Raw genomic sequence first — 26,923 nt, forward strand, 5'->3', positions numbered from 1 at the left:
ATGAATGATAGTTAATGAATGATAAATGATAAACGATGAATGATTAAACCTTGAACCTTGAATCCTGAATCAGTTCGTTGGTTTGTCTTTCGGTGGCAAAATATTTAGAATTTGCTCAGTCACAATTAAAGCAGCTTCGTCCAATCTTTCCTCTATAATGTCAGCTGTTTTGGCTTTGTAAACAATTCCAATATGATAATCGATAGGTAAGAATTTTTCCACGTGTTCATTGTTCAAATCATCGGTGTTTGAATGCTTTTCTTTTGCAAGTGAAACAATTAATCCTGAATATAATTTCTGAGTTTCTTCAACCGTATATTTTTCGCCGTCCAATAATGCATTTTCCAGTTTTGCCCATTCTCTCCAAATGTTGACGCCGGTTGCAGCTTCTACCATATCCGGAATGTGCGCACCACCAACTCTGGAAGATGTTTCCAGAAAATAGAATTTCCCATCATTTCCTCTGATAAATTCACTGTGCGTTGCCCCATTTTGAATTCCAAATTTGTCCAAAACTTCTTTGTTGATTTTTTCCAGACCAATTGCTTCCTCAGATTTTTTATCCAAAGTTTTGGTTCGGAAAACACCACCTTCGTGAGAAACCTTCATCGGTGGAGAAAGGTATTTTGAAAAGCAGGAAAACACGATTTCTTTATTGTAAACCAAACAATCCACGTGGTAAACATCACCAGGTTTGAACGCCTCCAGCAAAAATTTGAAACGCTCGTCGCCCAGATTTTCTACCGCTGGCCAAAGTTCTTCGGCAGAATTTATTTTTATAATTCCGCTTGCCGAAGCTTCAGAACGTGGTTTCAAAACCCAGGGTCCAGGAACATCTTGCGTGAATTTATGAAGTTTTGCATCATTGAAAATCGATGAAAATTCGGGTACGGAAATCCCATTGTCTTTTGCTTGTTGGCGCATTGCCAGCTTATCTCGGAAATAACGATGCGTCGTTTGTCCCATTCCCGGAATACGATAAGTTTCGCGAATCATCGCCGCTTTTTCCACATCGAAATCGTCCAACGCAATCACTGCATCTATCTGATGATTTTTCATCAAATAAGCAAAACCTTGAACCAAGTGGTCGAGATTCCAAACCGATGCTTCGATTTCGGGCATATAATAAACCTCGTCTATCGCGTGCCAAGGCCAGTTTTTTTCTTTCAAATTTTCTGACGTGATGAGAATGACTTTGTTTCCAAGCTTTTTGCACTCGTCCATAAAGTCGTAGCCTTTGTAATAACAGGAGATGCAGACAATCGTTTTTTCCATATTCATTTATTTTTGTCGGAAGTCAGAAGTCGGATGTCCGAAGTATGATTTCTTATTTGTAATTAGTTTTTAATTTTATTTAAAGCAAAATGTCGTAAGTTAATCGCTATTTGCTAATTATAATTCTCAATAAAATCCAACAGCAATTGCACGCCGTAACCTGTTGCCGCTTTATCTTTCGCATAACCAACATTCCCAAAAGCAACTCCTGCAATGTCAAGATGTGCCCAATTTTGATGACCTTCTATAAATTGTTCCAAAAATTTTGCAGCTACAATACAATCGCCAAAAGGCTTCATTGAAATGTTCTTAAAATCCGCAACATCCGATGTGAAATCGTCCTTCCAAACATCCCAAAGTGGCAAATTCCAAAGTCGCTGATTGGTTTTATCTGCGGACTTTTCCAATGATTTTTTCAAATCGTCATTGTTGGAAAAGTAAGCGCCACAAGTGTAACCGAACATTCGGACTGAACTTCCCGTCAAGGTTGCTAAATCAATCAAAACATCGGTTTCGTAATTCTTTGACAAATACGAAAGTCCGTCTGCAAGCGTCATTCTGCCTTCTGCATCGGTGTCCAAAACTTCAATCGTTTTTCCACTGTAGGCGGTAATCACGTCACTTGGCAAATACGCTTTTTCTGAAACCGCATTGTCCGTGATTGGCAGAATTGCAATGATATTCACCGGAAGTTTAAGCTCTGAAGCTGTAATCAAAGCGCCAATCACCGCACTGGCGCCACCCATATCGCTTTTCATATAATGCAGATTGGCAGAGCCTTTGATGGAAATTCCGCCCGTGTCGAATAAGACGCATTTTCCTACTAAGCCGATGGTTTTTGCATTTTCTTTTTCAGATTTATACTCCAAAATCGTGAACGAGGCTTCCTGAGAACTTCCTTGATTGACTGCTACAAATGCACCCAAACCTTCTTTGATGGATTCTTCTCTGTTTAATGACTTGTATTTCAAGCCATATTTTTCTGAGGTTGATTTCAGAAATTCTGAGATTTGGTCAACTTTTTTATAGTTCGCAGGTTTGTTAAGCCATTCCATTCCGGCAAATTGTCCGTTGCAAAGTGCTTCTGTTTTTAAAGCTAAATTTTTTGCTTCATCATCAGAAATGTTTTCAAAATAAAGTTCAAAATTCTCCTGCCAAAAGGGATGCGATCTTTCAAAAGGGTAGAGGTAAGTTCCCAAGAACAGACCTTTTACAAACTCCTCAGTCAAATCCAATCCTAATTTTGAATGAACCGAAGTTGCAACAGCTTGCAGATTTTTCTTGTAATCGTTCGCAAATTTGTTCGCCACATTTTGAATTTCAAAACCTTTTGAATCTCTACCAATTCCAATGAAAAAATTGATTTCGTTGGAGTCGGTTTTGATGAAAACTTCGCTTTTTTTTCCGTTGAAAAAGTGCTCTGTATTCGGGTAATTCGATTTTTCCTGCTCCCAATCGTCTTCGCTGAACAGGAATATATTTTGTGTGGTTGTTTCTTTTTTATTGTAGATTTTAATCATAATTACTTTACTGTTATCATAGGAATAAATTCCTATGTTGAAATATTGGTCGTCCCGATGGGACTTTTTGGGTTTTAGTTTTTGATCTCATTTTCCAATTCATTTTTTGCTTTCACTGGACTTTCCAAACTGTCGATGAATAGCCATTCTACAGCTCTTGGAAATTCCTGGGACCAATAGAATTCCTGATGTGTTCCTTGCTCGTTGATATTGGTTTTTACTTCAAAATCAAACAATTTCTGAGCATTCAGCCGTTTCAAAGATTTTTCGAAAAGCCTGATTCTGCCAACCATTCTGGAGCCTTCTTGTCTTCCGCCGTACAAATAAACCTTGATTTTATAAGGATTACTGAAGCTTATCATCGGAAAATCATTCTCAGGTTCTACCCAAAGCGACGGCGAAAAAATCAACAGTTTGGAATAGACTTCAGGATAAAGAAATCCACCATAAATACTAATCAAACCACCCAAAGAACTTCCGCCAATTCCTGTATTTTCGCGGTCTTTTTTTGTTCTGTAATTTTTATCAATCCAAGGTTTCAACGTGTCTGTGATGAACCTCAAATATTTTTTCCCTTCCGCATCTTTTGTGACGGCATCATTATCAAAAATATATTCCTTGATTCTGTCGTCGTTGCCGTGTTCTACAGCGATAACAATCAATTCACCACGTCCGTATTCCGCCAAAAGCGCTAACTTTTTATCAATTTCCCAATTCCCGTAAGCCGAACCTTCATTAAACAAATTCTGCGCATCCTGAAGGTAAAGCACAGGATAACTTTTCTCAGATTTGTGATAATCAAAAGGCAAAAGCGCCCAAACTTTTCTGGTTTTATCGAGCTGAGGAATATAGAACGCCTCATCTACCAATTCCACCGTTGGGAAAAATTCCTTTTTGAACGGTCCCCAATTCAGTCGCCATTTTTCTATATTGACCTGGACTTTTTTCGCCTCTTTTCTAATTTTTCGGTTAGGCGTTATGTTGTCGTATCTATCGATTTCTACATTTTCCCAACCACCTTTTGTAAATTTAAATTCTATCTCATCACTCAGTTGTTCATCGGGAATCTGGATGTAATAATTGCTATCATTCAATTTTTCCAATTCAAATTTGGAATCGCGTGGATTCCACTTGTTAAAATTTCCGGTAATGAAAATCGCTCGGTCATCATTGTCTTCTGACTTCAGAAAAAACTCCATTCTTATTTTTAATTCTCTTATTGAGTTATAAATTTATAAAATTATTTTTATTAATCAATTAATGTTGCGTTTTTTTCTTTAAAAAATATATTTCTTTATTAAATATTAATGTAAAAATTAAAAACGTTGAATTTTTGTAAATTTTGATTTTCGAAAAAATAATCACAAAAAATAAAAAAGCTTTCGAAGAATCACTCCGAAAGCTTGAATTTTTATTGAAAAAACTTTAAAATTTATTCCGATTTTATAACCTCGGTTCTTTCCGAGATTCCATTGGCGTTGAAAGCCTCGATTTGGAAATAATAAGAATCAACTCTGTCGGCTCCGGTGAAAAAATATTCGTTTTTACCATAAACCATAATGCTTCCGTACAATTTGTCCGGCGATTTTCCCCAATAGATGACGTAACCATCAGCATCAGAATTCTGTTGCCATTTGAACCAGATGCTTCTTCTTTCGCCATATTTTTTAGGGTCAGCGCGCAGTGGAACAAATCCTTGAACTTTTCCTGGTTTCGTTCCTGCACCTTTTCCAAACACTCGAAATCCGCTCAATGCAAATTTTCCTGTTGGCATTTTCAGGTTTTCCATTTTTAGAAATCTTGCTTTTGCCGGTTTTTCAAGTTCGATATAATCGTGCGGAACATCGGTTTGGTTTTTAGATTTGTCAACAATTACTGTCCATTTTTTGCCATCATTAGAACCATAGATTTTATATTGATGCATTTTGCCGAGCGTTTTTCCCATAAACTCCGCATCTTGGTCAGCGTAATTAACTTGGATTGCATTGATGGTGGAAACTTCACCCAAATCCGTCTGAAACCATTCGCCGGAATTTCCGGTTTTCGCACTCCAATATGTTTTAATATCTTCATCCACTGCAAGATTTGCCTGATAACCGCCCAAAGTTGATGAAACCTGAACGGGTTTGTTATAATTCAAAAGCATCCAACCTGGGAACAATCCTTTGGAAAAATCTTTCCCTTGCGCATATTGCGGTAGCAAAGTCGGATAATCGCCATAAGCGGTGTTGGTGTACATCACATCGTCTTTGTCGAAGCCAGTTGGCCAGATTCCCAATCGGCGTTCAAAATTGTTTTTTGTTGAAATGAAAATCGTGGAAACGTGCCACCAATTATTGAAATTATCCTGAAATGTTGCACCGTGACCAGCGCCTCTAGCAAATCCGCCCGGCTTGTAAGAAAACGGATTGTGTTGCTGGTATTCATAACCTTCCAATGGATTTTTGGAAACATAAACACCATCAGAATAACCACTGAATTCCGTGGCTGGCGCGCCATATTGCATATAATATTTGTCTTTGTATTTGGTGACCCAAGCGCCTTCTACGAATGGTTGCAGGAAAACATTATCGTTGTATTCACCAAATCTTTCCCAGCCGTGGTCTTCTGGTTTCAATCTTAAAATTGGTTTTACGAAACCTTCGGACTGCATCGTTTTTGTCTTGATTTCAGTTCCTAAAAGTGGCCATTCGTTGCTGGAACCCCAATAGAGATATAGTTTGTCTTTGTCTTCATCATAATGAAAAGCCGGGTCCCAAGCGCCAACTTTCAACGTGTCAACTGCGATTTTCCAATCGTCTTTGGTTGGATTGGTGCTTTTCCAAATCGGGAAATCCTGTTCCCAAGTCGAGCCATAAACGTACAATGTATCTTTCATTGCCCAAACTGCAGGCGCGTTCAAATCGTGCGTGTATTTGTTGTCTCTAAGGAATTTTCTGTGGATGAATTTCCAATTCAACATATCATCAGAATGCCAATAGCCTTCTTGATTCGTGGAAAATAAGAAAAGCTTTTTCTGAAAATTGACAATCACTGGGTCGGCTGTTGCACGGTGTTTTCCTTGCTTGGAAAAAACTTCGAAAGGCGTGTATCCATAATCGATGTTGATGGGATTGCAATAGGTTTTTTGTTGCGCCGAAATCTGACCGATGAAAAGTAAGAATGCGGACGCAAATATTGTTTTTAAATTCATTTAAATTTTATTCTGAGGTTTTACTGTAATGTTCAAGTATGTTGTTGACGAATCTGAAAGTGTCTTGTTTGATTTTCATTTCGTCTTCTTGGTCTCTGTAAAAGAAAAGAATATTGTCTTCGTTATCAATCCTAAGTTTTTTGCCGGCAGATTTTGCATCATAGAATTTATCTAATTTATAAACGACATATTTTCCATTTTTCATCGTAATGATAATTGGGAAATATTGAGAAGGCGCCACGTTGGTACGATTGAAATTATTAATCACATTCGCAATATAATCTTCCTCGCCATCTTGGTTGAAATCGCCTTGGTCAATAGTTATGACGTTGTTTTTACTCAGGAAATTCTCAAACTCAATGTCTTGCACGCCGTCTGGCTTGTAATATTTCATCTCGTCATTCACATTTAGCTTGTTGGTGAAACTGCTTTTGCTGATGATGCTTTGCAAAGTTTTGAGGTCCATATCACTTCTGATGCAGGAAACGAGGCAAATCAATATTAAGAAACAGGATGGAATTTTCATTGAGAAAATATTTATCCCAAGTTAATTAAAAATGCCGAAAGATTGACTTTTTTGAAAAGAATTAATGAGATTAAATTAAAATGCCATTCATTGGGACAATAGGTTCTGGCAAATCTTTTTCGTTCAACATATCGCGCATATCGATTTCTATCATTCTGCTGATTTGCGAAATTGGGACATCGTTGGCGCCACCTTCAAAGGGATTTTCGCAACTTTCGCCAATCTGTTCCAAAACCAAAAATACCCAGCCCAATAACATACTGAACGGAATCGTGAGCCAAATATAATTGCTTTCCAATTTCGCAAATTCATTCAGGAAACCCAGAGGTAGAAGCACGCAGAAAAGATTAGTGAAGTAAGTATTAATCGTGGAAAATTGTCTTGGATAAGGGAAATTCTTGATTCTTTCGCATTTGCCTTGTTGGTCGTAGAAATCTTTTAATTGATTTTCCAAAGTTGTGTAATTGTAATCATTAATCAAGCCTTCCGTATGAAGTTTTCTCAAAGTTTCGGATTGAAGCGTGATGATTTGCGTGGCTCGGTTTTTCTTTTCTAGGAGGAAATTAATTTCATTTTGATTAATGTATTTTTTCAATTCTTCGCCAAGTTCAGATTCCCATTCCGGAACTTTGTAATATTGAAGATAACGTCTGTTGTAAGGTCGTGTTTTCACATTTTCCCAAGTTTTTGTTTCTCTCAATTGAAATCTCAGAGCTGTCATCCAAGCAAAATGACGGTAGAATAATTCTTTGTGCAACAGTTTTTCTTCATCGGAATTGTTTTGTCTGATGAAATCTTTGACCATAATTCCGAAAGTTCGACTGTTATTGATAATCGAACCGTAAATCTGTCTCGCTTCCCAAAGTCGCCCGTAAGTCTGCGTGTTTCTGAAACCGGAAATAAAAGCCGTCGCTGTTCCCAAAAGTGCAATCGGAACCCACGGAATTGCCAGCCATTTCCAATCTAAGAAATAAAACAAAAGTGTTGGAATCGTGCTGATGATGAGCATTTTGATGATTTTTTCACGGCTCCACATTATGAAGTGGGAAACTTTGTAGCGGTTGGATGCGTTCATTTATGTTTTTTTATTAATTTAATTTTCAATATTTGGATTCCATTTTTTCTCAATCAATTCCATAAGGTAATCCGGACATTTGACGATTTTATTGGATTCTGAATCGAGGAAAAATAGAGTAGTGGAAGCTTCTGTAATTTTTACATTTTCTTCGTTATAAATTTCATAATCGAACTCAATTCTGATTCCCGGAATTTTTCTAACGTAAGTTCGGATTTCTAAAAGTTGGTCATAAAGTGCTGGTTTCAAATACTTAATTTTGTATTCCGAAACTGGCAAGAAAATTCCCCTTTTTTCGATTTCGTCGTAAGACATTCCCAAGCTCCGAAAAAGTTCGACTCTGGCAACTTCAAAATATTCTGCATAGTTGCCATAATAGACGTATTTCATAGGGTCTGTTTCTCCGTAACGTACTCGTATTGAGGTGGTTGTGTTTATCATTTGAAGCGCTTAATAATTCATACAAATATATTTTTTAATAATCAATAGAGAAAAAATTTTTTTATGAAAATTAATAATTAGATATTTGTTGTCTTCTTAAAAAACTAAAATCCCGCAGAAAATAGCAGCAGAAAATGAATGAAAATTTAGTATTGATCTGGGATAGGTGTCTCCAATTTATGAGGGACAATCTAAACGCAGCGGAGGACAACACAGACCTCAAAAAGTTAGAAAACTCTTTCGACTTGTTATTTGATAAAGTTCAGCCAATTTCTTTGGTGAACAATAATCTCACGTTGCTTGTTCCCAGTGATTTTTACAAAGAATATATCGAGGACAATTACTTGTCTTTACTGTCTGCTGCGCTTAAGAAAAATATCGGTAAAGGTGTGAAATTGTGGTATTCTGTGATGGAAAACAAACCATCTGGGAAAGAAAAACCAATTACGATGAATGTAAAAGGAATTTCTACACAACAGCCTAAGATTCAAGAAGCTAGACCGGTTTTAAGAGAAAATAACGTCAATGCTTTTGCTGTTCCCGGAATCAAAAAAATCAATATTGATTCCAACTTGAAAGCAGATCAGTCTTTTGATAATTTCATCGAAGGAGAAAGCAATAAGTTCGCATCAACTGTTGCGAGATCGATTGCAAAAAGACCAGGTTCTACGGCTTTCAATCCATTATTCGTTTATGGAGGTTACGGCGTTGGGAAAACGCATTTGGCACAAGCGATTGGATTGGAAGTGAAATCGACTTATCCGGAGAAAGTAGTTTTGTATCAATCTTCTGAAAAATTTATTCAGGATTTTGTGAAAGCGGCGAAGTCTCAGAACAAAACAGATTTTCAACATTATTATCAGATGATCGATGTTTTGATCATCGATGATATTCAATTCCTTTCTGGTAAAGCAGCGACGCAAGATAGTTTCTTCCATATTTTTGATTATTTGCATCAGAATGGAAAGCAAATTATTTTAACTTCCGATAAGGCTCCAGCTGATATTCTTGACACTCAAGAAAGAATTATTTCCCGTTTCAAATGGGGACTATCTGCGGAGATCAAATCACCAAACTTCGACACAAGAAGAAAAATCATCGTTGATAAGTTAAGCAGGGACGGAATCGAATTGACTGACGATATGTTGGATTATCTGGCATCGGAAGTTAAGACAAACGGTGTGAGAGAACTGATTGGCGTTGTAAATGCTGTGATCGCTTACTCTACAGTTTATAAGTCAGATTTCAGTCTTGATTTACTAAAAGATACAATCAACAAATTAGCGACAACTCAGAAGAAAACCATCAATATTCCTTATATCCAAGAAATAGTTTGTGACTATTTCGGGATTCAAAGAGAACAATTGTTATCTAAAACTAGAAAAAGAGAAATCGCTTTGCCTAGACAATTAGCAATGTATTTCGCTAAAGAATATACCAACGCAACCTTCACAAAAATTGGTGAAGAAATGGGAGGAAAAGACCACTCAACCGTGATGTACGCTTGCGATACAATCCGAGATGTTTCGAAGATTGATAAAGAACTTAAGAAATACATTAAGGATCTGAAAGAAAAGATTGCTCAATAACAAATACAAGGATTTAAATTTTTTTAAATCCTTTTTTTATTTTTAAATTTAAAGTCATTTTACTTTTTACATTATACATTTTACAGTTTTTTAAATTATGAAAATACTAATGGTTTGCCTCGGAAATATCTGCAGAAGTCCTTTGGCAGAAGGAATTTTGAAACATAAATTAGGCGATGGTTATTTTGTGGATAGCGCTGGAACGATTAATTATCACGAAGGAAGCCAGCCGGACGAACGTTCCATAAAAACCGCAAGCAAAAATGGGATTGATATTTCCACACAAAAATCAAGACCGATTACAAAATCAGATTTTGACAAATTCGATTTGATATTCTGTATGGACAAAAACAATTACAAGGACGTTCTGAAACTCGCAGAAGATTCTCAGAAACACAAAGTAAGATTGATTTTGGATGATGAGCTCGAAGTTCCAGATCCGTATTTCGGAGGAATCGACGGTTTTGATAAAGTTTACAAGATGCTCGACGAATCTTGTGAAATAATTGCCGAAAAAATCAAGAACAATAGCATATAACTCGCAAACAATTCTAAATTTGTAAGACAACATTTTCTTATGAATTTTGACATTGAACAAAGACCGATGAAGCCCAAGAAATTCTATCAGCATCTCTATATTCAGGTTTTGATAGCGATTATTTTCGGCGTTTCCCTTGGATATTTCTATCCAGATCTTGGCGAGAAAATGAAACCTTTGGGCGATGGATTCATCAAGTTGGTGAAGATGATCATCGCACCCGTAATTTTCCTCACAGTTTCAACTGGAATTGCTGGAATGAGCGACCTCAAAAAAGTCGGACGAGTTGCAGGGAAAGCATTCGCCTATTTCTTTACATTTTCAACTTTAGCGTTGATTATTGGTTTGGTTGTCAGTAATCTCGTTCAGCCGGGCAAAGGACTTAACATCAATCCAAATACTTTGAACAGCACGGAAATCGAGAAATATGTCAAAGCCGCACACGACAACTCGATGGTGAGTTTTGTCTTCAATATTATTCCGGAAACTTTGTTTAGTCCGTTGACGGGCGACAATATTCTTCAGGTTTTGTTGGTCGCAATTTTGTTCGGCGTTGCTTTGGCAATAACTTCCGAGAAAAGTTATCCCGTTTACGATTTCCTTCAAACCTTAACCATTCCGATTTTTAAAATTGTAGAAATCTTAATGAAACTCGCGCCAATTGGTGCTTTCGGTGCAATGGCGTTCACGATTGGGAAATATGGTTTAGAATCTTTGAAAAATCTGGCGATGCTCGTCGGTACATTTTACGTTACGTCCGCGTTGTTTGTCGTTTTGATTTTGGGAAGTGTCGCTTGGTACAACGGATTCAATATTTTCAAATTCCTAAGATATTTGAAGGACGAAATTCTCTTGGTTCTCGGCACAAGTTCATCAGAACCTGCGCTTCCGGGATTGATGAAGAAACTCGAAAATGCAGGTTGCGAAAAAGGCGTTGTTGGTTTGGTGGTGCCAACTGGCTATTCCTTCAACCTCGATGGAACCAATATTTATATGACATTGGCGGCGCTTTTCATCGCTCAGGCTTGCAACATCGATTTGAGTTTGGAGCATCAGCTTGGTTTGCTTTTGGTGGCGATGTTGAGTTCCAAAGGTGCGGCGGGCGTTTCTGGTGCAGGATTTATCACGTTGGCAGCGACTTTGGCGGTCGTTCCAGAAGTTCCGATTGCAGGAATGACTCTGATTCTCGGCATCGATAAATTTATGTCCGAATGTCGCGCATTGACCAATGTCATTGGAAATGCTGTTGCCACAGTTGTGGTTTCCAATTGGGAAAATCGTTTGGACAAAGAACGATTAAAAGAAGTTTTGAATTAACTTTGTATGTAAGAAAATTTGGGCAGCTATTTCCGCCTTCCACTCCCAATCTTTTTTGCATGACGATTTCCATTAAGTTGAACTTAAGTAAACGCAAAAAAGGATTTCCGTTCAAGTCGGGCTGCAGATTCAATATAAAAACAACAGACAACATATAACAACATTAGAAAGCCTTGTCAAGGTTTCGAACCTTGACAAGGCTACAAGTAATACATTTTACATAATACAACAAAAATGCTCTACCTTCTACCAGCCTATCTTTCCGAAAATTCCCCAACAGATTATTTTGCTCCAATTATCAAAGACATCATTATGAATGTCGACCATTATTTTGTAGAGAATGAAAAAACGGCAAGAAAAGTCATCAAGTTTTTTGCGCCGGAAAAAAAGCAACCTGAACTGAAACTGTTTCTCCTCGACAAATATTCCGAAACAGCCGATTTGAAAGAAGCTCAAAAACTAATGAAAGAAGGCGTAGATTTCGGATTGTTGTCCGAAGCTGGTTTGCCTTGTATCGGTGATCCGGGAAATATCATCGTTGGCTGGTCTCATAAAAATAATGTGAAAGTCATTCCGGTTAACGGACCAAGTTCTTTTGTTTTGGCTTTGATTGCAAGTGGTTTCAACGGTCAGCAATTTTCATTCAACGGTTATTTGGCGATTGAAAAAGACAAGAAGAAAAAGGAAATTCAACATTTGGAAAGTTTGGTTGAGAAAACCGGATTCACTCAGATTTTTATGGAAACGCCTTACCGCAACAACCCACTTTTCGAAGATTTGACAAAGTTCTTAAATCCAAACACAAAACTCTGCATCGCTTCCAACATCAACGACCCAGAAAACGAATTCATCAAAACAAAAACCATCAACGATTGGAAAAAAAACAAACCAGAATTGCATAAAATCCCAACTGTTTTTTTGATTGGAAAGTAACTAAGAGAGATTAGATATCAGAAGTTAGAAATTAGTCCAGATTCTAACATCTAACATCTAAAACCTAACTTCTAATACCAATAAATATGAATCAAACTTATCCTTTTTATTTCAAGTTGTCTTGTATTCTCATCAGTGTCGTTATTTTAGGATTCTTGGCGATGATTGGTCAGCAGATTTTGATTCCGATGGTTTTGGGATTGTTATTGGCCATTTTGTTGATGCCAATGTGTCGTTTTCTGGAGAAGCGGTTGAGATTTCCGAGAGGTTTATCTTCGATTGTTGCGAGTGTTTTGGCGTTGGCAATAATTGGTTTCGTTATTTATGAATTATCCATCCAAGTAGCGAAATTGTCCAATGACTGGCCTCAATTTCAGAAGCAATTTATCACGTTGACGGACGATTTGCAGAGTTGGATTTCCAAAACTTTTGGAGTGAGGAGGAAAGACCAGCTGGAATATTTGAATGACACAGCCAAAAAATCTATCAGCACAGGAACGGCGATTGTAGAAACCGCGCTTCGTTCCATTGGTTATGTTTTGATGTTGACGGGTTTTACGTTTCTTTTTACTTTATTTTTCCTTTTGTACAGAACGCATTTGCTCAAATTTTTGGTGGCAAGTTTTTCTGAAACTTATCATAAAACGGTTTTCGAGATCATCGATAATATTCAGTTTATGGTGAAGAAATATTTGGTGGGATTGTTTCTGCAAATGATTATTGTGACGATTTTGTCCTTCATTGCGTACACAATCATTGGTGTGAAATACAATTTTATGCTCGCCATCTTGACTGGAATTTTAAATATTTTACCATATATCGGGATTTTTACTGCGTTGTTGATTGGTGCTTTGATTACGTTTGCGACAGCAGGAATCAGTCACGTTTTGTTTATTGTGATTGCTATTATCGTGATTCACGCGATTGACGGAAATATCATAATGCCGAGAGTTGTAGGCTCCAAAGTAAAGATTAATTCTTTGATTGTGATCATCGGTTTGGTGGTTGGCGAGATGATTTGGGGAATTGCCGGAATGCTTCTCACGATTCCGATTTTGGCAATTTTGAAAATCATTTTTGATAGAGTAGAAGGTCTTCAGTCTTGGGGATTCCTGATGGGTGAAGATGACGATGTTCCGGTTTTCAAATCGACTTTTGATAAATATTTTTTGGTGAAGAAAACTAAAATCGAAAAAATAATTTCAAAATCTGATGATAAAGCTCCAGAATAATCTAAATTAAAATTAACCATAAAAGTCACAAAGTAATTGAGCATTATAACTTGTAGAAAAGTTCAAAAAAGAAGAAGTATTTATTTTGCTTTTTTAAGCTTTTGAATAACTTAAATCTTTTGTGACTTTTGTGGTTCGAAAAAACAATATTAAACTATGAAAAAATTAAGTTTCCTATTTATTATATTTTCTTTATTTCTGAATGCGCAATCGGAAAAAGAGAATATTTCTGCCATCAAAAAATTCCAAAATGAGCTGAATACAGAATACCTGAATCCGAAAGAATCGCCGTTGCGAGGCGACAATCTGAAGAATTTTAAACAACATCCGTTCTTTCCGATTAATTTGAAATATCGTGTGGAAGCGAAATTGACAAAGGTGAAAAATCCTGTTCCGTTTGAGTTGCCGACTTCTTCGGGTCATTTTCAAAAATATCAGGAATATGGAATTGCGGAGTTTGAGCTGGATGGGAAAAAATATGCTTTGACAATTTATCAAAACTTGAGATTGATAGAAATGGAAAAATATAAGGATCATCTTTTCCTGCCTTTCCGCGACGAAACGAATGGAAAAGAAACTTACGGCGGTGGGAAATATATGGATCTGAGAATTCCGAAAGGTGATGAAATTGTTTTGGATTTCAACCAATCTTATCAGCCGTTTTGTGCTTACAATGCATTTGATTACAATTGTCCAATCGTGCCGGAAAAGAACAAATTACCTGTGAGAATAGAGGCTGGCGTGATGTATGAGGATGTTTATCACCATTAGATTTGAACTTTAACGTTCCTTAACAGCGCATTAGCACGAAGCTTGGAACTTATCATTCAAATCAAAAAATTATGAGCGATAAAAAATTAGCCGGACTTTGGATAGACGGCAGAAAAGCAATTGTAGTAACGAATCACGACGGGCAAGATGTTTCTGAATTTGAAGTAAGAGAAACCGTAAAAGCAGACGTTCAACACGGAAATTCTAACGAAAACGCGGCGAACAATGTAGAACAAACCAACAAAGTGAAATTCTTCAAAGAAATCGAAAAAATCATTACCAACAGTACAGATTTGTATGTGACAGGACCGGGAACTTCTCAGGAAGAATTGAGAAATCACCTTTTGGATACAGCACAGTACAAAAACCTAAACATCAAACTAGGAACCGATTCGCAACTCAGCGAAGATCAAGTTCTGGAAGAAGTGAAATCTCACTTCAATGCATAAATGAAAAGCGATCAAGTTTTGATCGCTTTTTTTATTAGTCTTTTCTTAAATCAGCTTTTAGATTATTTCCAATAATTATATTTCTAAATTCTTCAATTTGAGTTTTTGTCATTGTTCTTTTTGGTAAAAAACCATAGGCTGTCGAATTATGATAAACCAATATCCAATTCTTGAGCTCTTTGACTTTATAAACATTTTTCCAAAGAATCTTTGCTTCGAAACCTTCTCCTTCGTCACGAAATCTTTCATTGCTAATTTCTGTAAAGGTTTTTAATCCTAAAATTTTATGAGATTTGTAAAAATTCCTAAATCTTACATAAAGCAAAATTGGATAAAATATTAAAGAAAAAAAAGCGATAAATATTGAAGTATAATCATCGAATGTTTTATATAAAAACAAATCTTTTATGATGAAAATTAAAAAGATAAATCCTAATATCGATACATAGATAAAGATTGGTCTTTTGTAAGTTTGATAAAACATTAATTTTATATATTCCGATTGTTCAATTTTATATGCAATTTTCATAGTTTATAATTTAAATTCTTTCCAATTCCCCAGAATCAATCGTCGTTTTGAAAGTTCCGTAGTTCACGGTCACTTTGTTTTTCTTGATTTCCTCGATGGTTCCTACGCTCGTGCTACCTTTGATGCGGACACGCTGACCTGGCTTCATCCAAACTGCTCGTTCTGCAACGCGTTTTTCTTCCAGCTTTTCGTTGGTTTCCACTATTTTTTCTTGGACATCTTCTTTCTTCAGCTGTTGTGTGATTTTTCGCTTGATGATTTGTAAGCGTTTGCTCTCATCTTTGTCCACGCCAATTTTTCTGAATTTTTCCTGCTCCAAAATCTTTACGAAATCCTTCACCACATCTTTTCGAGATTTCCCTTTTACATAGCTGTCGATGAAAGCTTCAATCTTGTTTCCGAATTGCAATTTTCTGTGTTCATCTTCATATAATTTCTGGAAATTATGAAGTTTTTGCTGAAGTTGTTCGTTCAGTTTTTGAAGATTATCACGCTTGTCTTCTACGGAATCTCGTTTTTCCGAAAGGTCAGATTTGATTTTTTCAACTTCAAATTTTTCTTGCTGAAGTTTCACAATCGTTTTGTCGAGATTCACAATGTCGTGCTCGACTTTCTTTTTGGCGTTGTTGATGATGAATCTCGGAATTCGGTTTTTCTCAGCCACTTCGAAAGTGAAAGAACTTCCAGCTTGTCCGATTTCTAATTTATAAAGTGGTTCAAGAGTTCTTTCATCAAAAAGCATCGCCGCATTGGTAGCCGCAGGAAGGTTTTCTACAACCAGTTTGATGTTGGTGTAATGCGTCGTGATGATTCCGAAACTCCTTTTGTCATAGAAATATTCCATAAAACTTTCCGCCAAAGCGCCACCCAATTCCGGGTCAGAACCAGTTCCGAATTCGTCGATTAAGAGCAACGTTTTATTGTCGGATTCCTTAATCATTCCAGACATTTTTCTAAGTCTTGAGGAATAAGTGGAAAGGTGATTTTCTATGGATTGATTGTCACCGATGTCCGTCATTATTTTATCAAAGAAAAACATTTCGGATTTTGGATGACACGGAACTAAAATCCCAGTCTGAATCATCAATTGCAACAATCCAACAGTTTTCAAAGTGATTGATTTTCCACCGGCATTTGGCCCGGAAATGCAGATGATTCTGTTGTGTTCGTTTAATGAAATGCTTTGCGAAAAGATTTCTTTGTTTTCATTTTTATTTCGAATCCAAAGCAACGGATGAAAAGCTTCTCGCAATTTCAAAGTCTGATGTTTGTTGATTTTGGGTAAAATCCCATTCACTTTTTCAGCGAATTTTGCTTTGGCTCGAATTAAATCTAAATCAAAAATATAATCCTGATAATCCGAAAGTTGAGGCTGGAATTCCGAAATCTCTGCAGTCAGTTGACGCAAGATTTTATCGATTTCCTTTTTCTCTTCTTCCTGGTTTTCCTTCATTTTGAAGTAATGTTTCACCACATTTTCCGGCTGGATAAAAGTAATAGAACCAGTTTTTGAAATGCCCAAAACTCGTCCGTCCACTCGTTTCTTGAATCCTGATTTAACTGCCAAAACACGTTGATCTTCGATAATGCTTTCCTTGATGTCATCCAAAAACTCGCTCTGTCCGTAGTTGAACAAGGCGCGGTTGAAATTTTCATCAATTGCTTTTCTGGCGTGTTGGATTTCTGCTCTCAAGGTTTTCAGAATCGGAGAAGCTTCACTTTTGACGTCGCCAAATCGGTTGAAAACTTTGTCAATTTTATCAATGATTTCTTTTCGGAACTCGAGAACTTTTACTTCTTCCAAAAGTGTTGGAAAGGTTTCTGAAAGTTGAGGCAAGAATCTTTGCAGTCTCCCGATTTGCTCCGTCATCGTTTTGATTCTGATGAACGATTTGTTTTCCAAACGGAAATTTTCGATGTGCATCAATTTCAACTCTTCTTCGATGTCTTCGTACTCGCTGAAGGGAATTGCGGTGGCGCTTTCGAAACTTGTGAGGAATTCTGAGGTTTTTTTCAAGGATATTTCGGCTTCATCTATTGGCATTGGACGAAGTTCCATTATTTTGTCTGCCGTTTTTGGCGAGAATGCGAAAGGAGCGATCTCCGAAAGAAGTTCCGGAAATTCTAATTCATTGAGGTCTGCTTGATTGATATTCACAATGCAAATTTACGAATTTGAAATGTTTTAAAATTTGAAAATTCATATGGATAATTTCTTTCAGAAATTGAGTTTTTTATTGGTCTTCGAGAGCCTCAGACTGACAATTGTGAAATCTTGATTTGGAAGTAGAATCGTCGATCATTGCGAAGCGCAGCCCGACTTGAACGGAGCTCTTTTTCTTTTCTGCTGCTTGGATTTGGGTTTGGAAGCAGAAAATAAAAAAGCGGGAGTGGAAGGCGGAAAAGCTGCCCAAATAAACAGTTCTACAAAAAACAACATCACCAGAAACCCAGTGATGCTGCATTGAAAAATCTAATTGTATGAAAAAGTATTATGAAAAATTTGTTTTTAGATTTTGGTTGATAGGCTGAAGATGAGATTCAGGTCGTCTTTTACCACGATCATTCCGCCCATTTTTTTCGGTGGCGTGATGTTGAAATCACTAAATTTTACATTTTTGCGTCCGATGAGTTTGTTGTTTTCTATATTGAATTCTACGTTGTATCTTTTGCTTTGGTTCATCATTCTGACTTCTACGACTGCGTTGTAACTTTTTTGAGTTTTGGTGAAATTGATGAACTTGATTGTCATGTCCGGATATTTTTCTGAGTTCAGGATTTTCTGAAAATCTTTGGTCATCATCTTGTTTCCGCAATCGAAATCGTTGACTTTTAGAATAATGTTGGGAAGTTTTCTCTCCGTGAATGTGAAAACACCGTTTTCTGCTTTGAACTTGTTGTTCACACATTGAAACTTGTTTACGTTGGTGCTTCCATTGATTTTAACAAAGTTTTCTTGTGCCTGAGCCAAAATGGTGATGAAACCGAAAAGCAAATAAAGAAATTTCATAACTTAAGTTTTGAAAAAAAACAGAGGATTCCCAAGAGTTTCCTCTGCTTCTTGTTAATTGAGAATTTAGAAAGCTATGACCGCCTCCAGAACATATCCGTTGAACTTACCTTCATGCAGGATGTTTGTTGGTTTGTAGCCATCGTATTTTTGGTTCACATATTCTGCTTTTACCAAAATGTTTTTTGTCATAAACCAGCCACCGCCGAGGTTGAATCTGTCAACTTTGATGTCTTCGCCAGTTGCCATCTCGCCATTCACTTGGTTGTATCTACCGCCGATGTAGAAGTTTTCTGTGTTTCCAAATCTGTAGATCAATTCTCCTGCAAACTGAGTCCAGCTTCTTCTTTCTGTCTCTGTGAAGTTTCTGCCAGAAGCACTCTCGAAGGTTCCGAAGAATTCTAATCCTTGGTATTTTACAAATGGATTAATCATGAGGCTTGTGGTCTTGTTTTTGAAATCTGGTACCACTTGTCCGGATTTGAAGTTGGCAGAAGATGTAGCTGCTGTGTTTTCCATTACGAAGTAATATCTAGATCCAGCTCTGTCGCCATCGTAGAAATCCAGTCTTTGAGATCTTGCGGTATTGTAAACAGATCCTGTAAGTCTGACTCTCAAATCTGTATTGAGTTGCTTGTCGTATCCTATTTTTGCATACACGCCTGGACTTGTTTTGCTGGTTGCAGTTTGATTTAGTTTACCATTGGTAACTCCGACCATTCCTATGAATCCGTCTCTTCTGTAGTAAACTTCTCCAAAAACAAGCGTTGCATAAGCATCCATCAATAGATTTCCAACAAATGGATTGTTGATCGCGTAAGCATTGTCTGATCTTCTGAAATGTGCATCACCATAGTTGATCTCATCGTGACCGAATTTAATCGTTGTATATTTCATCACATCTTTCAAGAAGTCTTTTTTGATGAAATCTAACTTGTTGATTTGCAAGTATCCGCCTTTTACATAAGACTCTGGATGGTGTCTGGATGATAGAAAGGTTCTAAGGTGTAAGTTAACGCCATCATACAAAGCGACATCGATGTCCATATTCGCAGTTGCAAGGTTGAAGTTGTTTCCGATGGTGTAAAGTTGATTGGCATTAACTCCTGTGGCAGAATTTACAGCTGGTGTTGCATTGTTCTCGTGTTGCAGTCCTTGGAATTGTAAAGCAAATGCACCGCCTAGTCTTACCTTCAGTCCGTCAAAAGTACTAATGGAATCTTTAGGATTTTCGAAGGCGTTGACTCCTCTTTGATCTCTTGGGTTCAAATTGTCTATTGGGAATTCCTGCGCATTGGTGAAGTTTGCCAAAAATAGAGCTGCAATGAAACCTGCTTTGATTAGAGTTGTTTTCATAATATAATTGTTTAATTCTTTATTAATAATAGTTTCAAGTTATTCTGCTACCACGTTCACTTTTACAGTGACAACATCTCCGGTTTTGATTCCCATAAAGCCTGGTCTTTCCATCCCGAATTCTGATAGTTTGATAGTCTCGCTACCATCTATGACGTAAGTCTCGCCTTTTTTTGCAACTGCAACTGGAAAAGACACATTTTTAGAAGTTCCAGCGATGGTCAATTTTCCTGATACATTACTTTTTCCAATATTGATTGAGCTAGCTGTAAAAGTTACGTTGGGCGCTTTTTCTGATTTTAATGCTTCATAAGCTTTCTTTTCCATTGTTTTACCTTTGGCAGCTTTCAAGGTTTTCACAGGAACTGTAAATGATACATTTGTGATTGCGTTTCCGGCTACTGTTCCAGTAAAAGTTCCAGTGGCGCCCTTCATTTCCCAATCGTGCATAGGTGAAGTTCCAGAAATTGTAACCGCTGTGGTTTTTTGGGTTATTTTTTGCGCATTTGACAATTGTGCAATACCTAAAGTTCCCATTGCCATCAACATTGTAATTAGATTTTTCGTTGTTCTCATTTTCCTAAATTTTAATTGTTATAATTATGTCTTCATTATTGATAGGACAAAGGTATAAGGATGCAAATAAGAATACTATTTTTTAGGTATGACAAAAATCGTACATTTATGTCCGATTATAGATTTGATAAAATTTTTTTATAAATAATATTTATTATAACCAATTTAAACCCGTTAATTATAAATAAAATTGTAATTGCTATTAAAGAATAAAGAAAATATAGATATGATATTTGTTAGGTTGATAATCTATGATGAAAATCACAAAGGTTATTTTTGAATATCTATAAAAAATGTTAAATTGTTAAGAAATTTATAATTTGATATGATGGAAATCATATCGGTTGTGTTTGATAAAATCGAATTTATCATTACGTATTTTACTAGATTTTTTTAAGGTCTAATTAATGGGAGAAGCAGTCAATCTAAAAGGATTAAATGAGTTAGTTTTTTGGATTTTAAATAAGTGAATACAGTTATAATAATTGCATTTCTTGTAATTGATTTCCCTTTATTATATTAAGCCAGGATTACAAACTAGCTTTCCACTCATTCGTAAAATCAATGAAATCTGCAACAGACAATTCCTCTGCTCGAATATCCAGAAAACGATGAGAACTCATAGCTTCAGGAATTCCAAGAACTTTCAAAGAGTTGCTCATTTTTTTGCGTCTTTGTCCAAATCCAGCTTTCACGATTTGCTTGAATAGAACTTCATTTCCAGCTAATCCAGGTTTCAGATTTCGGGTCATTCGGATCACGCCGGATTTCACTTTTGGTGGCGGATTGAAAACATTTTCGTGAACAGTAAAAAGATATTCCACATCGTAATAAGCCTGAACCAAAACCGATAGAATTCCGTAATCTTTCGTCCTTGGAACTGCCGCAGTTCTTTCGGCAACCTCTTTTTGGAACATTCCGCTCATTTCCGGAACGTATTGGAAATTATCAATGATTTTAAACAAAATCTGAGACGAAATGTTATATGGAAAATTCCCAATCACAGCCAATTCTTCGCCATCAAAAACTGCTGGAATATCAGTTTTCAGAAAGTCGCCAACAAAATGCTGTTCTTCTAATTTTGGATAATGTTTTTTAAGATAATCGATGGACTCGTTATCGATTTCCGCAACGTAAGTTTCAACGTCTTTTTCCAGAAGAAATTTCGTAAGAACGCCCATTCCCGGACCAACTTCCAAAACTTTTTTGTAACCTTCCAAGGAAAGCGAATCTACAATGTCACGTGCGATGTTCTGGTCTGTAAGAAAATGCTGACCGAGGTGTTTTTTTGCTCTAACGTCCAATTTCGATTTTTTGCAAAGATAAGGTAATTTATAAGTATTTTTAGAACCCGAAAAATTAGACAATGTAATTATGAAATATTCGATATTAATTATTGTTTTTTTGTTATTTGTTGGATGTGAAAAGCAAGCAAATAGAATTGAAGAACAAACTGCAGATAATGGAGAACTTTTATTAAAAAATTATTTCATAAATAATTCAAAATTCAAAACAGAAGTATACGATGTTAAAGAAAAGTATCTTTTAAGATTATATGAGTTCAAGGATATGCAAACAACAAAAATTATTAATTATTTTAAAAATGGAAAAATTGATTTTTTGGCTAATCTAATTCATAAACCAAATTTTTTTTCAACCAAATCTTACTATGAAAATGGAAAACTAAAATGTGAAGGATCTTTTATTTATGATGAAAAAACTGGCGCTTTGTTGAATACAGATCTATGGATTTTTTACAATAGAAATACAGGAGAAGCAGATTCAATTTGCACATTTTATACTTTTAACCAAGAGGTTTTATTAGTTCAATCAGAAATTCCAGATAAAAAAAATAAAAAAATGATAACAAAGAAATATTTTGATATTAAAGAAATATCTAAATCAAAAGATTCAACATCCGTACAGATAAAAAAGATCAGATAATATTAAAATCAATAAATCTTCGTTTTCACACAAGTCACGTTTTTAATATTGATTGGTTTCCCGACTTTTTTCAACATTCCGGTTTCCAGATTTCTTTTGAAAACGGTTACATTTTGTGAAATAACATTAGTGACAATAATAAATTTTCCGGTTTCATCTATCGCAAAAGTTCTTGGATGTTTTCCTTTCACAGATTGATATCCGATAGATTCCAAAGTTCCATCTTCCTTGATTTTAAAAATCGCAATATTGTTTTCTTTTCCTCTGTTGCTGGCGTAAAGGAACTTTCCGTCTGGCGAAATATGAACATCGGAACTTTCAAAACCTTCTTTGATTTTGTCTGTGTGCGTTGCAATTCTCTGAATTTCTTTCAGCTTGTTTTCAGAAAAATCATAAACGGAAATCATTCCCGCCAATTCCTCAATAGAATATGCCAATTTCCCATCTTTGCTGAAAGTAATATGTCTCGGTCCGCTTCCCGGTTTTGTGCTGGTAAATGTACTTTTACTGTCTACCAAAGGTTGTTTCAGATTGGCGTCAAAAGGATATTGTAAAATTTTGTCCGCGCCCAAATCTGCAACCAGCAAAGTCTTATAATCTGGTGAGAAAACCGCAGAATGCGTGTGCGCTTTGTCCTGTCTTTTAGGATTTACACCGCTTCCTTCTGTGAATGTGAAATGTTGCGCTATCGAGTCGATTTTTCCACTTTCAAGAAGTGGAAAAACAGAAATTCTTGGTTGATTGTAAGTCGCATTGATGAGCCATTTTCCGCTTTTATCAACATTCACATAAACGGGATTTTCACCGCCAGTTTTTTGTTGATTAAGAAAAGTCAATGATTTTTTATCAGCATCAAAAGCGAAAGCGCTGACAGTTCCGTTTGGCATTTTGGCGTCAGACGAAGCGTAAACATATTTTCCATCATTGGAAACTGTGATGTAGCCTGGATTGATAACATCCGAAGAGGACGCAACTTTGGTCAATTTTCCGGTTTCATTATCAAGTTCATAAACATAAACTGCCTCTGAACCTTTGTCCCAATTGTAAGAACCAAAAAATACAAATTGTCTTTGTGAATATAAATTTAACGCAATTAAGAAACTTAGTAATAGAGCAATCTTTTGGATTTTCATTAATGATTTTATTAGAAAAAATTAGAGAGATTCCAGATGAATCTGTGCTTCACAAATTTCCTAAAAATTCGCCTGAAAACCAAACTGAACCCCGAATTTTCTAACCTGCGAAGTCGGCGTACTGTTATTAAGGTAATTGCCTCTCCAGTTAAAATCGATTCTCAGGATTCTGAAATTTCCCCAACCAATGTTCTCGATTCCAAAACCGTATTCGTAGTATGGTTTTTCGGGAGCTGTCAATTTGATATTTCCAGCGTGCATATCAATGGATTCTTGTCTCAAACTTCCAACACCAGAACGGAAAAATGCAACTTCTCTTAGTTTTAATTTTTTGATTAATGGAATCTGAGACAGGATTTTCCCGTTGAAATGATGTTCCAAAAACAAAACCGCATAAGAATCTGCCACAAACTCATAATAATTCATCAAAGAAAAAACGCCTCGCACCAAACCATAAGATTGATTGGCAGGCAAAACGTTTTGTAAAGCGAGTGGGAGAGAATCGAAGTTTTTTCCTGCTTCTACATTGGCAAAAAGTCTTCCCCAGTTGCCCAAAATCACGGGTTGAGAATAATAAAACTGAAGCTTGTTGTAATTATAATCAGAATTGAAAATACCTTCAAAACCTTTGGTATATTTCAAAATAATAGTCGGATTGGTTGCCAAAGCAGTCATCTCGTAACGGTCTATCCCATAAGTTGAGAATTTTGCGCCAGGTCTTGCAATCACGGTTGCGGTAAATCGGGTATCATTCAGATTGCTTCGCAAAACACCATTTTTGTAAAAATTGATGTTGAACAAATTAGAATCCGCCGATTGGATGCTCTGTTGTGTCGCATCCAAACGCAATTGTATGTTTTTCCAAGGCTCAATGCTAGTGTAGATATTGGTCTGTTTTACAGAACTCATACTTGTTGTTTCGCCGCTGTTCAAAACGGATGAGGAAGCAAATGATCTGGTCATAATTCCCTCGTCTGTGGTGAGCTGAACGCCCAATTGCAGAACATCTTCTCTGAATCCTGTTCCGATTTGGAATCGATTGGTTTTATTGAACATATACTTAGCTTCTGCGCCAAATTTCCATTTCTGATCGCGGAAACCGTAAGCCGTATAGCCTTGGATTCGCCACATATCATTTTTACCACGGTAAGTTCGGAAACCGCCTCGCAGTCGTACGCCTTCAATATCATTATATCCAAAAGACTGGAAAATATTTCCTAAATCCAAACCACTATCCACAACAGGAATATAGCCGGAGTTCGCAATTTCTATCACCTTCACGACTTTCTTGTACTTGGGATTATCCTCCAGTTCTTCGTACATTTTATAGATGTTTTGCTGGCTGGTGGTCAGGATTTCTGTTCTGTTGGCTTGCCAATAGCTTTCATCTTTGCTCACAGCTTCGTCTTCGGGCACAATTATTTTATTGATGAAATCATCTGTGATTCCTTTGTCAAATTGATATTCTGTGTAATTTGCCACCCTTTTTGCAATCACAGATTTTGCTTTTTCCTTATCATTCATTACCAATTGCAACGTTGTTTCGTTTCGGATTGGGATAAATGTAGAATCATCTGGATTGTCAAATTCTAAATCTGTAGCAATATTTTTTACGAAATTGATATTGATTTTTTTATTGGTCTGCATTTCCACTTTCATCACATTATATTTGTCCATGGAAATATAAAGTCTGCCTTTCAGAGCCAATGCATCAGGGTTTTTGGGAGTGAATCGGATTTCGTAGCTTCTCACAGTATTGATCTCAATTGTATCCGTGATATTATAGTCGAAAATTCCAAAACCGTCCGTGGAAACAGGGCTTACAAAGCCAATGTTCAAATAATTGATGGTGTTGTCATAGATATTAATATCCTGATACATATTCTGTATCGTTTTGGAAACAATTTGATTATTCTTCAATCCGGAAAGTCTGGTTGCAACAAGATCTTTACGTTCTTTTTTAGGGTCATTTTTTCCGTAAGTCTGAAAAATACTTTCGGTGATGAAGATTGGTAAAACAGCTTTCCCAGCTATCTCAGACGAATCATTGTATTTGAAAAGAATAGAATCCATTCCTTTGAAAGCTCTTTTTTTTGTGAAAGCGCTGTCAATATTATCCAGTCGGAAATCGATCTTTTCGTACGTTTTGTATTGGTAATCTTTGTGGAGCAGGAGCCCGTTGGATTTCTTTTTTTTCCAGACTTCCCGCATTATGGCGTAGGCTGGATTTTCCTTTTTGTTCTTATATTTTTTAACGCCTTGGATCACGACGTTTTCGATTTCGTTTTCTTTTTCCGTCTGCGAGAAAAGCAAACCGGTTACAAAAATCAGAAAAAAAGAGAGAATAAATTTTTTATCAAGCATCGATTTCATCAAGCATTAATCTATTAAAACAGAATTATTATTAAAATATTATTGTGGCAAAGAATTTATTTTCCTTTTTCGTAAAATATAACATTTACCGGACTGCAGACGGGGATAGATTTCTTAGTCGTAGTGAGTATTCCTGTTTTTTTATCGCGTGCAAAAATATTAATTTTATTGGTGTCTTGGTTAGCAATTAACACCAATTTGTTATTCGGACTGATGGCAAAATTTCTGGGATTTTTTCCCGTTGTTTTGATTTGTTGAATTTTCTCAACTCTTCCGTTTTTCAAAACTCTGAATGTGGTAATGTCATCGGCATCATCGCGGTTCGTGACGTAGGCAAATTGTTCATCATCGGAAAGGTGAATATCGGCCGCGCGAAATTTGAAATGGACTTTTCTGGATATTAGAGTTTCCTCTTGTACCAATTCGATTTTACCATCATTAAAACTTAAAACCGAAAGGTCGCCACTGAGTTCCTGTACGAGATAGATTAATTTTCCGCTTTTATCAAAAACCAAATGACGCGGACCAGATCCTTTTTTCGCTTCAAATTCATCAACTTTTTCCAGGGTTTGTTCTTTATCAGAATGATATTTAAAAACATAAATTTTGTCTAATCCCAAATCTGTCGCCAAAACATATTTTTGATCTGGCGAAAATTGAACCTGATGAATGTGAGATTTGTCCTGTCTTTCTTTCTTAAAACCTTTCCCTTCGAACTTGATAGTTTGGGAGACTTCGGACAATTTTCCATCATCAAGACGTTTGTAAACATTGATGCTACCGCCGGAATAGTTGGCAACAATTACATTTTTTTCATCGGAAATCAAGAAGCAAGGATCTTCACCTTGGGTTTTTCTTTCATCAATTTTTGTCAAAGTTCCTTTAGGTTCATCAATTGAAAAAGAAGTGATTGTACTTTTATCACCATTTTCGTTCACAGAAAAGAGAAATTTTTTGTCAGGACTTAGGCTTACAAAACTTGGGTTGATGACGTTTTCTGTCTGATAATTTAATTTGTATTCATAAGTGTCCTCATCGAAATCAAAAATATGAATACCGCCACTGTCGCACTTTTCACTATTGGTGTAAGTCCCTACGATAACGGTGTTTTGCGCTGATATATTAATCATAAAAAGCATTGAA

At 36.3% G+C, this 26,923-nt stretch carries 24 protein-coding genes; 8 read left to right on the forward strand and 16 right to left on the reverse strand.

The genetic code is table 11. The features are described 5' to 3' along the window. Nucleotides 1–69: 69 nt before the first annotated feature. From B0I22_RS02460 to B0I22_RS02490, 7 genes are all read right to left on the reverse strand, one after another. Nucleotides 70–1,275: an ATP-grasp domain-containing protein gene (locus B0I22_RS02460; RefSeq protein WP_133943020.1), complete on the reverse strand. Its 1,206-nt coding sequence runs from the start codon at nt 1,273–1,275 to the stop codon at nt 70–72. 113 nt (nt 1,276–1,388) lie between these two features. Continuing rightward, on the reverse strand, nt 1,389–2,795 hold the full coding sequence (locus tag B0I22_RS02465; RefSeq protein ID WP_133943021.1) for a M17 family metallopeptidase: 1,407 nt from the start codon (nt 2,793–2,795) through the stop codon (nt 1,389–1,391). A gap of 74 nt (nt 2,796–2,869) precedes the next feature. Next, a complete protein-coding gene (locus tag B0I22_RS02470; RefSeq protein ID WP_133943022.1) occupies nt 2,870–3,994 on the reverse strand; it encodes an alpha/beta hydrolase in 1,125 nt (374 codons plus the stop codon). Between the two features lie 233 nt (nt 3,995–4,227). Next, the gene (locus B0I22_RS02475; RefSeq protein WP_133943023.1) at nt 4,228–5,988 is read right to left on the reverse strand and encodes a discoidin domain-containing protein; all 1,761 of its coding nucleotides are present in this window, start codon (nt 5,986–5,988) and stop codon (nt 4,228–4,230) included. A 7-nt stretch (nt 5,989–5,995) separates the two neighbouring features. Further along, nucleotides 5,996–6,514, reverse strand: coding sequence for a hypothetical protein (locus B0I22_RS02480; protein WP_133943024.1), 519 nt, complete (start codon nt 6,512–6,514; stop codon nt 5,996–5,998). Between the two features lie 70 nt (nt 6,515–6,584). Continuing rightward, entirely contained in the window at nt 6,585–7,589 is a 1,005-nt protein-coding gene (locus B0I22_RS02485) for a bestrophin family protein (RefSeq protein ID WP_133943025.1), read from the reverse strand. A gap of 18 nt (nt 7,590–7,607) precedes the next feature. Beyond that, complete coding sequence (locus tag B0I22_RS02490; RefSeq protein ID WP_133943026.1) at nt 7,608–8,030, reverse strand: acyl-CoA thioesterase; 423 nt, start codon at nt 8,028–8,030, stop codon at nt 7,608–7,610. A 134-nt stretch (nt 8,031–8,164) separates the two neighbouring features. Between B0I22_RS02490 and dnaA the strand changes: the two genes are divergently transcribed. From dnaA to B0I22_RS02525, 7 genes are all read left to right on the forward strand, one after another. Beyond that, complete coding sequence (dnaA, locus tag B0I22_RS02495; protein WP_133943027.1) at nt 8,165–9,619, forward strand: chromosomal replication initiator protein DnaA; 1,455 nt, start codon at nt 8,165–8,167, stop codon at nt 9,617–9,619. Nucleotides 9,620–9,716: 97 nt separating this feature from the next. Continuing rightward, on the forward strand, nt 9,717–10,157 hold the full coding sequence (locus tag B0I22_RS02500; RefSeq protein ID WP_133943028.1) for a low molecular weight protein-tyrosine-phosphatase: 441 nt from the start codon (nt 9,717–9,719) through the stop codon (nt 10,155–10,157). A 39-nt stretch (nt 10,158–10,196) separates the two neighbouring features. Beyond that, nucleotides 10,197–11,474, forward strand: coding sequence for a dicarboxylate/amino acid:cation symporter (locus tag B0I22_RS02505; protein WP_281276563.1), 1,278 nt, complete (start codon nt 10,197–10,199; stop codon nt 11,472–11,474). A 234-nt stretch (nt 11,475–11,708) separates the two neighbouring features. Continuing rightward, nucleotides 11,709–12,407, forward strand: a complete 699-nt coding sequence (locus tag B0I22_RS02510; protein ID WP_133943029.1) for an SAM-dependent methyltransferase — start codon at nt 11,709–11,711, stop codon at nt 12,405–12,407. Between the two features lie 86 nt (nt 12,408–12,493). Next, nucleotides 12,494–13,639 carry an AI-2E family transporter gene (locus tag B0I22_RS02515; RefSeq protein WP_133943030.1) on the forward strand — a complete coding sequence of 382 codons (1,146 nt, stop codon included), beginning with the start codon at nt 12,494–12,496 and terminating at the stop codon, nt 13,637–13,639. A 156-nt stretch (nt 13,640–13,795) separates the two neighbouring features. After that, on the forward strand, nt 13,796–14,410 hold the full coding sequence (locus B0I22_RS02520; protein ID WP_133943031.1) for a DUF1684 domain-containing protein: 615 nt from the start codon (nt 13,796–13,798) through the stop codon (nt 14,408–14,410). Between the two features lie 71 nt (nt 14,411–14,481). Beyond that, on the forward strand, nt 14,482–14,859 hold the full coding sequence (locus B0I22_RS02525; RefSeq protein WP_133943032.1) for a hypothetical protein: 378 nt from the start codon (nt 14,482–14,484) through the stop codon (nt 14,857–14,859). 34 nt (nt 14,860–14,893) lie between these two features. Here the strand turns inward: B0I22_RS02525 and B0I22_RS02530 are convergent, their stop codons facing one another. The 6 genes from B0I22_RS02530 to rsmA all read right to left on the reverse strand — a co-directional run bounded on the left by B0I22_RS02530 (nt 14,894) and on the right by rsmA (nt 21,634). Then, entirely contained in the window at nt 14,894–15,388 is a 495-nt protein-coding gene (locus tag B0I22_RS02530; protein WP_133943033.1) for a YcxB family protein, read from the reverse strand. A gap of 10 nt (nt 15,389–15,398) precedes the next feature. Beyond that, entirely contained in the window at nt 15,399–17,546 is a 2,148-nt protein-coding gene (locus tag B0I22_RS02535; protein WP_133943034.1) for an endonuclease MutS2, read from the reverse strand. 351 nt (nt 17,547–17,897) lie between these two features. Further along, entirely contained in the window at nt 17,898–18,398 is a 501-nt protein-coding gene (locus tag B0I22_RS02540; protein WP_133943035.1) for a YceI family protein, read from the reverse strand. Between the two features lie 66 nt (nt 18,399–18,464). After that, complete coding sequence (locus tag B0I22_RS02545; protein WP_133943036.1) at nt 18,465–19,754, reverse strand: hypothetical protein; 1,290 nt, start codon at nt 19,752–19,754, stop codon at nt 18,465–18,467. Between the two features lie 39 nt (nt 19,755–19,793). Then, nucleotides 19,794–20,330 carry a YceI family protein gene (locus tag B0I22_RS02550; protein ID WP_133943037.1) on the reverse strand — a complete coding sequence of 179 codons (537 nt, stop codon included), beginning with the start codon at nt 20,328–20,330 and terminating at the stop codon, nt 19,794–19,796. 530 nt (nt 20,331–20,860) lie between these two features. Next, nucleotides 20,861–21,634: a 16S rRNA (adenine(1518)-N(6)/adenine(1519)-N(6))-dimethyltransferase RsmA gene (gene rsmA / locus B0I22_RS02555; protein ID WP_133943038.1), complete on the reverse strand. Its 774-nt coding sequence runs from the start codon at nt 21,632–21,634 to the stop codon at nt 20,861–20,863. A gap of 70 nt (nt 21,635–21,704) precedes the next feature. Between rsmA and B0I22_RS02560 the strand changes: the two genes are divergently transcribed. Continuing rightward, entirely contained in the window at nt 21,705–22,274 is a 570-nt protein-coding gene (locus tag B0I22_RS02560) for a hypothetical protein (protein WP_133943039.1), read from the forward strand. Between the two features lie 8 nt (nt 22,275–22,282). Here B0I22_RS02560 and B0I22_RS02565 read toward each other — a convergent pair whose 3' ends face one another. From B0I22_RS02565 to B0I22_RS02575, 3 genes are read right to left on the reverse strand one after another with little or no spacing between them, the layout of a single operon-like run. Further along, a complete protein-coding gene (locus B0I22_RS02565; protein WP_133943040.1) occupies nt 22,283–23,407 on the reverse strand; it encodes a lactonase family protein in 1,125 nt (374 codons plus the stop codon). A gap of 60 nt (nt 23,408–23,467) precedes the next feature. Continuing rightward, nucleotides 23,468–25,780, reverse strand: a complete 2,313-nt coding sequence (locus B0I22_RS02570) for a DUF5686 family protein (protein ID WP_166668160.1) — start codon at nt 25,778–25,780, stop codon at nt 23,468–23,470. 56 nt (nt 25,781–25,836) lie between these two features. Next, the gene (locus B0I22_RS02575; protein WP_166668161.1) at nt 25,837–26,910 is read right to left on the reverse strand and encodes a lactonase family protein; all 1,074 of its coding nucleotides are present in this window, start codon (nt 26,908–26,910) and stop codon (nt 25,837–25,839) included. Nucleotides 26,911–26,923 lie beyond the last annotated feature (13 nt).

The organism is Epilithonimonas xixisoli (genome assembly GCF_004365655.1).
Taxonomy (GTDB): Bacteria; Bacteroidota; Bacteroidia; order Flavobacteriales; family Weeksellaceae; genus Epilithonimonas; species Epilithonimonas xixisoli.

Excerpts from the sequence above, each read along its gene's own strand:
- B0I22_RS02520 (WP_133943031.1), top strand. The coding sequence starts at position 13,796 with ATGAAAAAATTAAGTTTCCTATTTATTATATTTTCTTTATTTCTGAAT.
- B0I22_RS02510 (WP_133943029.1), top strand. The coding sequence starts at position 11,709 with ATGCTCTACCTTCTACCAGCCTATCTTTCCGAAAATTCCCCAACAGAT.
- B0I22_RS02505 (WP_281276563.1), top strand. The coding sequence starts at position 10,197 with ATGAATTTTGACATTGAACAAAGACCGATGAAGCCCAAGAAATTCTAT.
- B0I22_RS02575 (WP_166668161.1), bottom strand. The coding sequence starts at position 26,910 with ATGATTAATATATCAGCGCAAAACACCGTTATCGTAGGGACTTACACC.
- B0I22_RS02475 (WP_133943023.1), bottom strand. The coding sequence starts at position 5,988 with ATGAATTTAAAAACAATATTTGCGTCCGCATTCTTACTTTTCATCGGT.
- B0I22_RS02560 (WP_133943039.1), top strand. The coding sequence starts at position 21,705 with ATGAAATATTCGATATTAATTATTGTTTTTTTGTTATTTGTTGGATGT.
- B0I22_RS02525 (WP_133943032.1), top strand. The coding sequence starts at position 14,482 with ATGAGCGATAAAAAATTAGCCGGACTTTGGATAGACGGCAGAAAAGCA.
- B0I22_RS02570 (WP_166668160.1), bottom strand. The coding sequence starts at position 25,780 with ATGAAATCGATGCTTGATAAAAAATTTATTCTCTCTTTTTTTCTGATT.
- B0I22_RS02500 (WP_133943028.1), top strand. The coding sequence starts at position 9,717 with ATGAAAATACTAATGGTTTGCCTCGGAAATATCTGCAGAAGTCCTTTG.
- B0I22_RS02470 (WP_133943022.1), bottom strand. The coding sequence starts at position 3,994 with ATGGAGTTTTTTCTGAAGTCAGAAGACAATGATGACCGAGCGATTTTC.
- B0I22_RS02565 (WP_133943040.1), bottom strand. The coding sequence starts at position 23,407 with ATGAAAATCCAAAAGATTGCTCTATTACTAAGTTTCTTAATTGCGTTA.
- B0I22_RS02540 (WP_133943035.1), bottom strand. The coding sequence starts at position 18,398 with ATGAAATTTCTTTATTTGCTTTTCGGTTTCATCACCATTTTGGCTCAG.
- B0I22_RS02465 (WP_133943021.1), bottom strand. The coding sequence starts at position 2,795 with ATGATTAAAATCTACAATAAAAAAGAAACAACCACACAAAATATATTC.
- B0I22_RS02515 (WP_133943030.1), top strand. The coding sequence starts at position 12,494 with ATGAATCAAACTTATCCTTTTTATTTCAAGTTGTCTTGTATTCTCATC.
- B0I22_RS02490 (WP_133943026.1), bottom strand. The coding sequence starts at position 8,030 with ATGATAAACACAACCACCTCAATACGAGTACGTTACGGAGAAACAGAC.
- B0I22_RS02550 (WP_133943037.1), bottom strand. The coding sequence starts at position 20,330 with ATGAGAACAACGAAAAATCTAATTACAATGTTGATGGCAATGGGAACT.
- B0I22_RS02460 (WP_133943020.1), bottom strand. The coding sequence starts at position 1,275 with ATGGAAAAAACGATTGTCTGCATCTCCTGTTATTACAAAGGCTACGAC.
- B0I22_RS02545 (WP_133943036.1), bottom strand. The coding sequence starts at position 19,754 with ATGAAAACAACTCTAATCAAAGCAGGTTTCATTGCAGCTCTATTTTTG.
- B0I22_RS02530 (WP_133943033.1), bottom strand. The coding sequence starts at position 15,388 with ATGAAAATTGCATATAAAATTGAACAATCGGAATATATAAAATTAATG.
- dnaA (WP_133943027.1), top strand. The coding sequence starts at position 8,165 with ATGAATGAAAATTTAGTATTGATCTGGGATAGGTGTCTCCAATTTATG.
- B0I22_RS02480 (WP_133943024.1), bottom strand. The coding sequence starts at position 6,514 with ATGAAAATTCCATCCTGTTTCTTAATATTGATTTGCCTCGTTTCCTGC.
- B0I22_RS02485 (WP_133943025.1), bottom strand. The coding sequence starts at position 7,589 with ATGAACGCATCCAACCGCTACAAAGTTTCCCACTTCATAATGTGGAGC.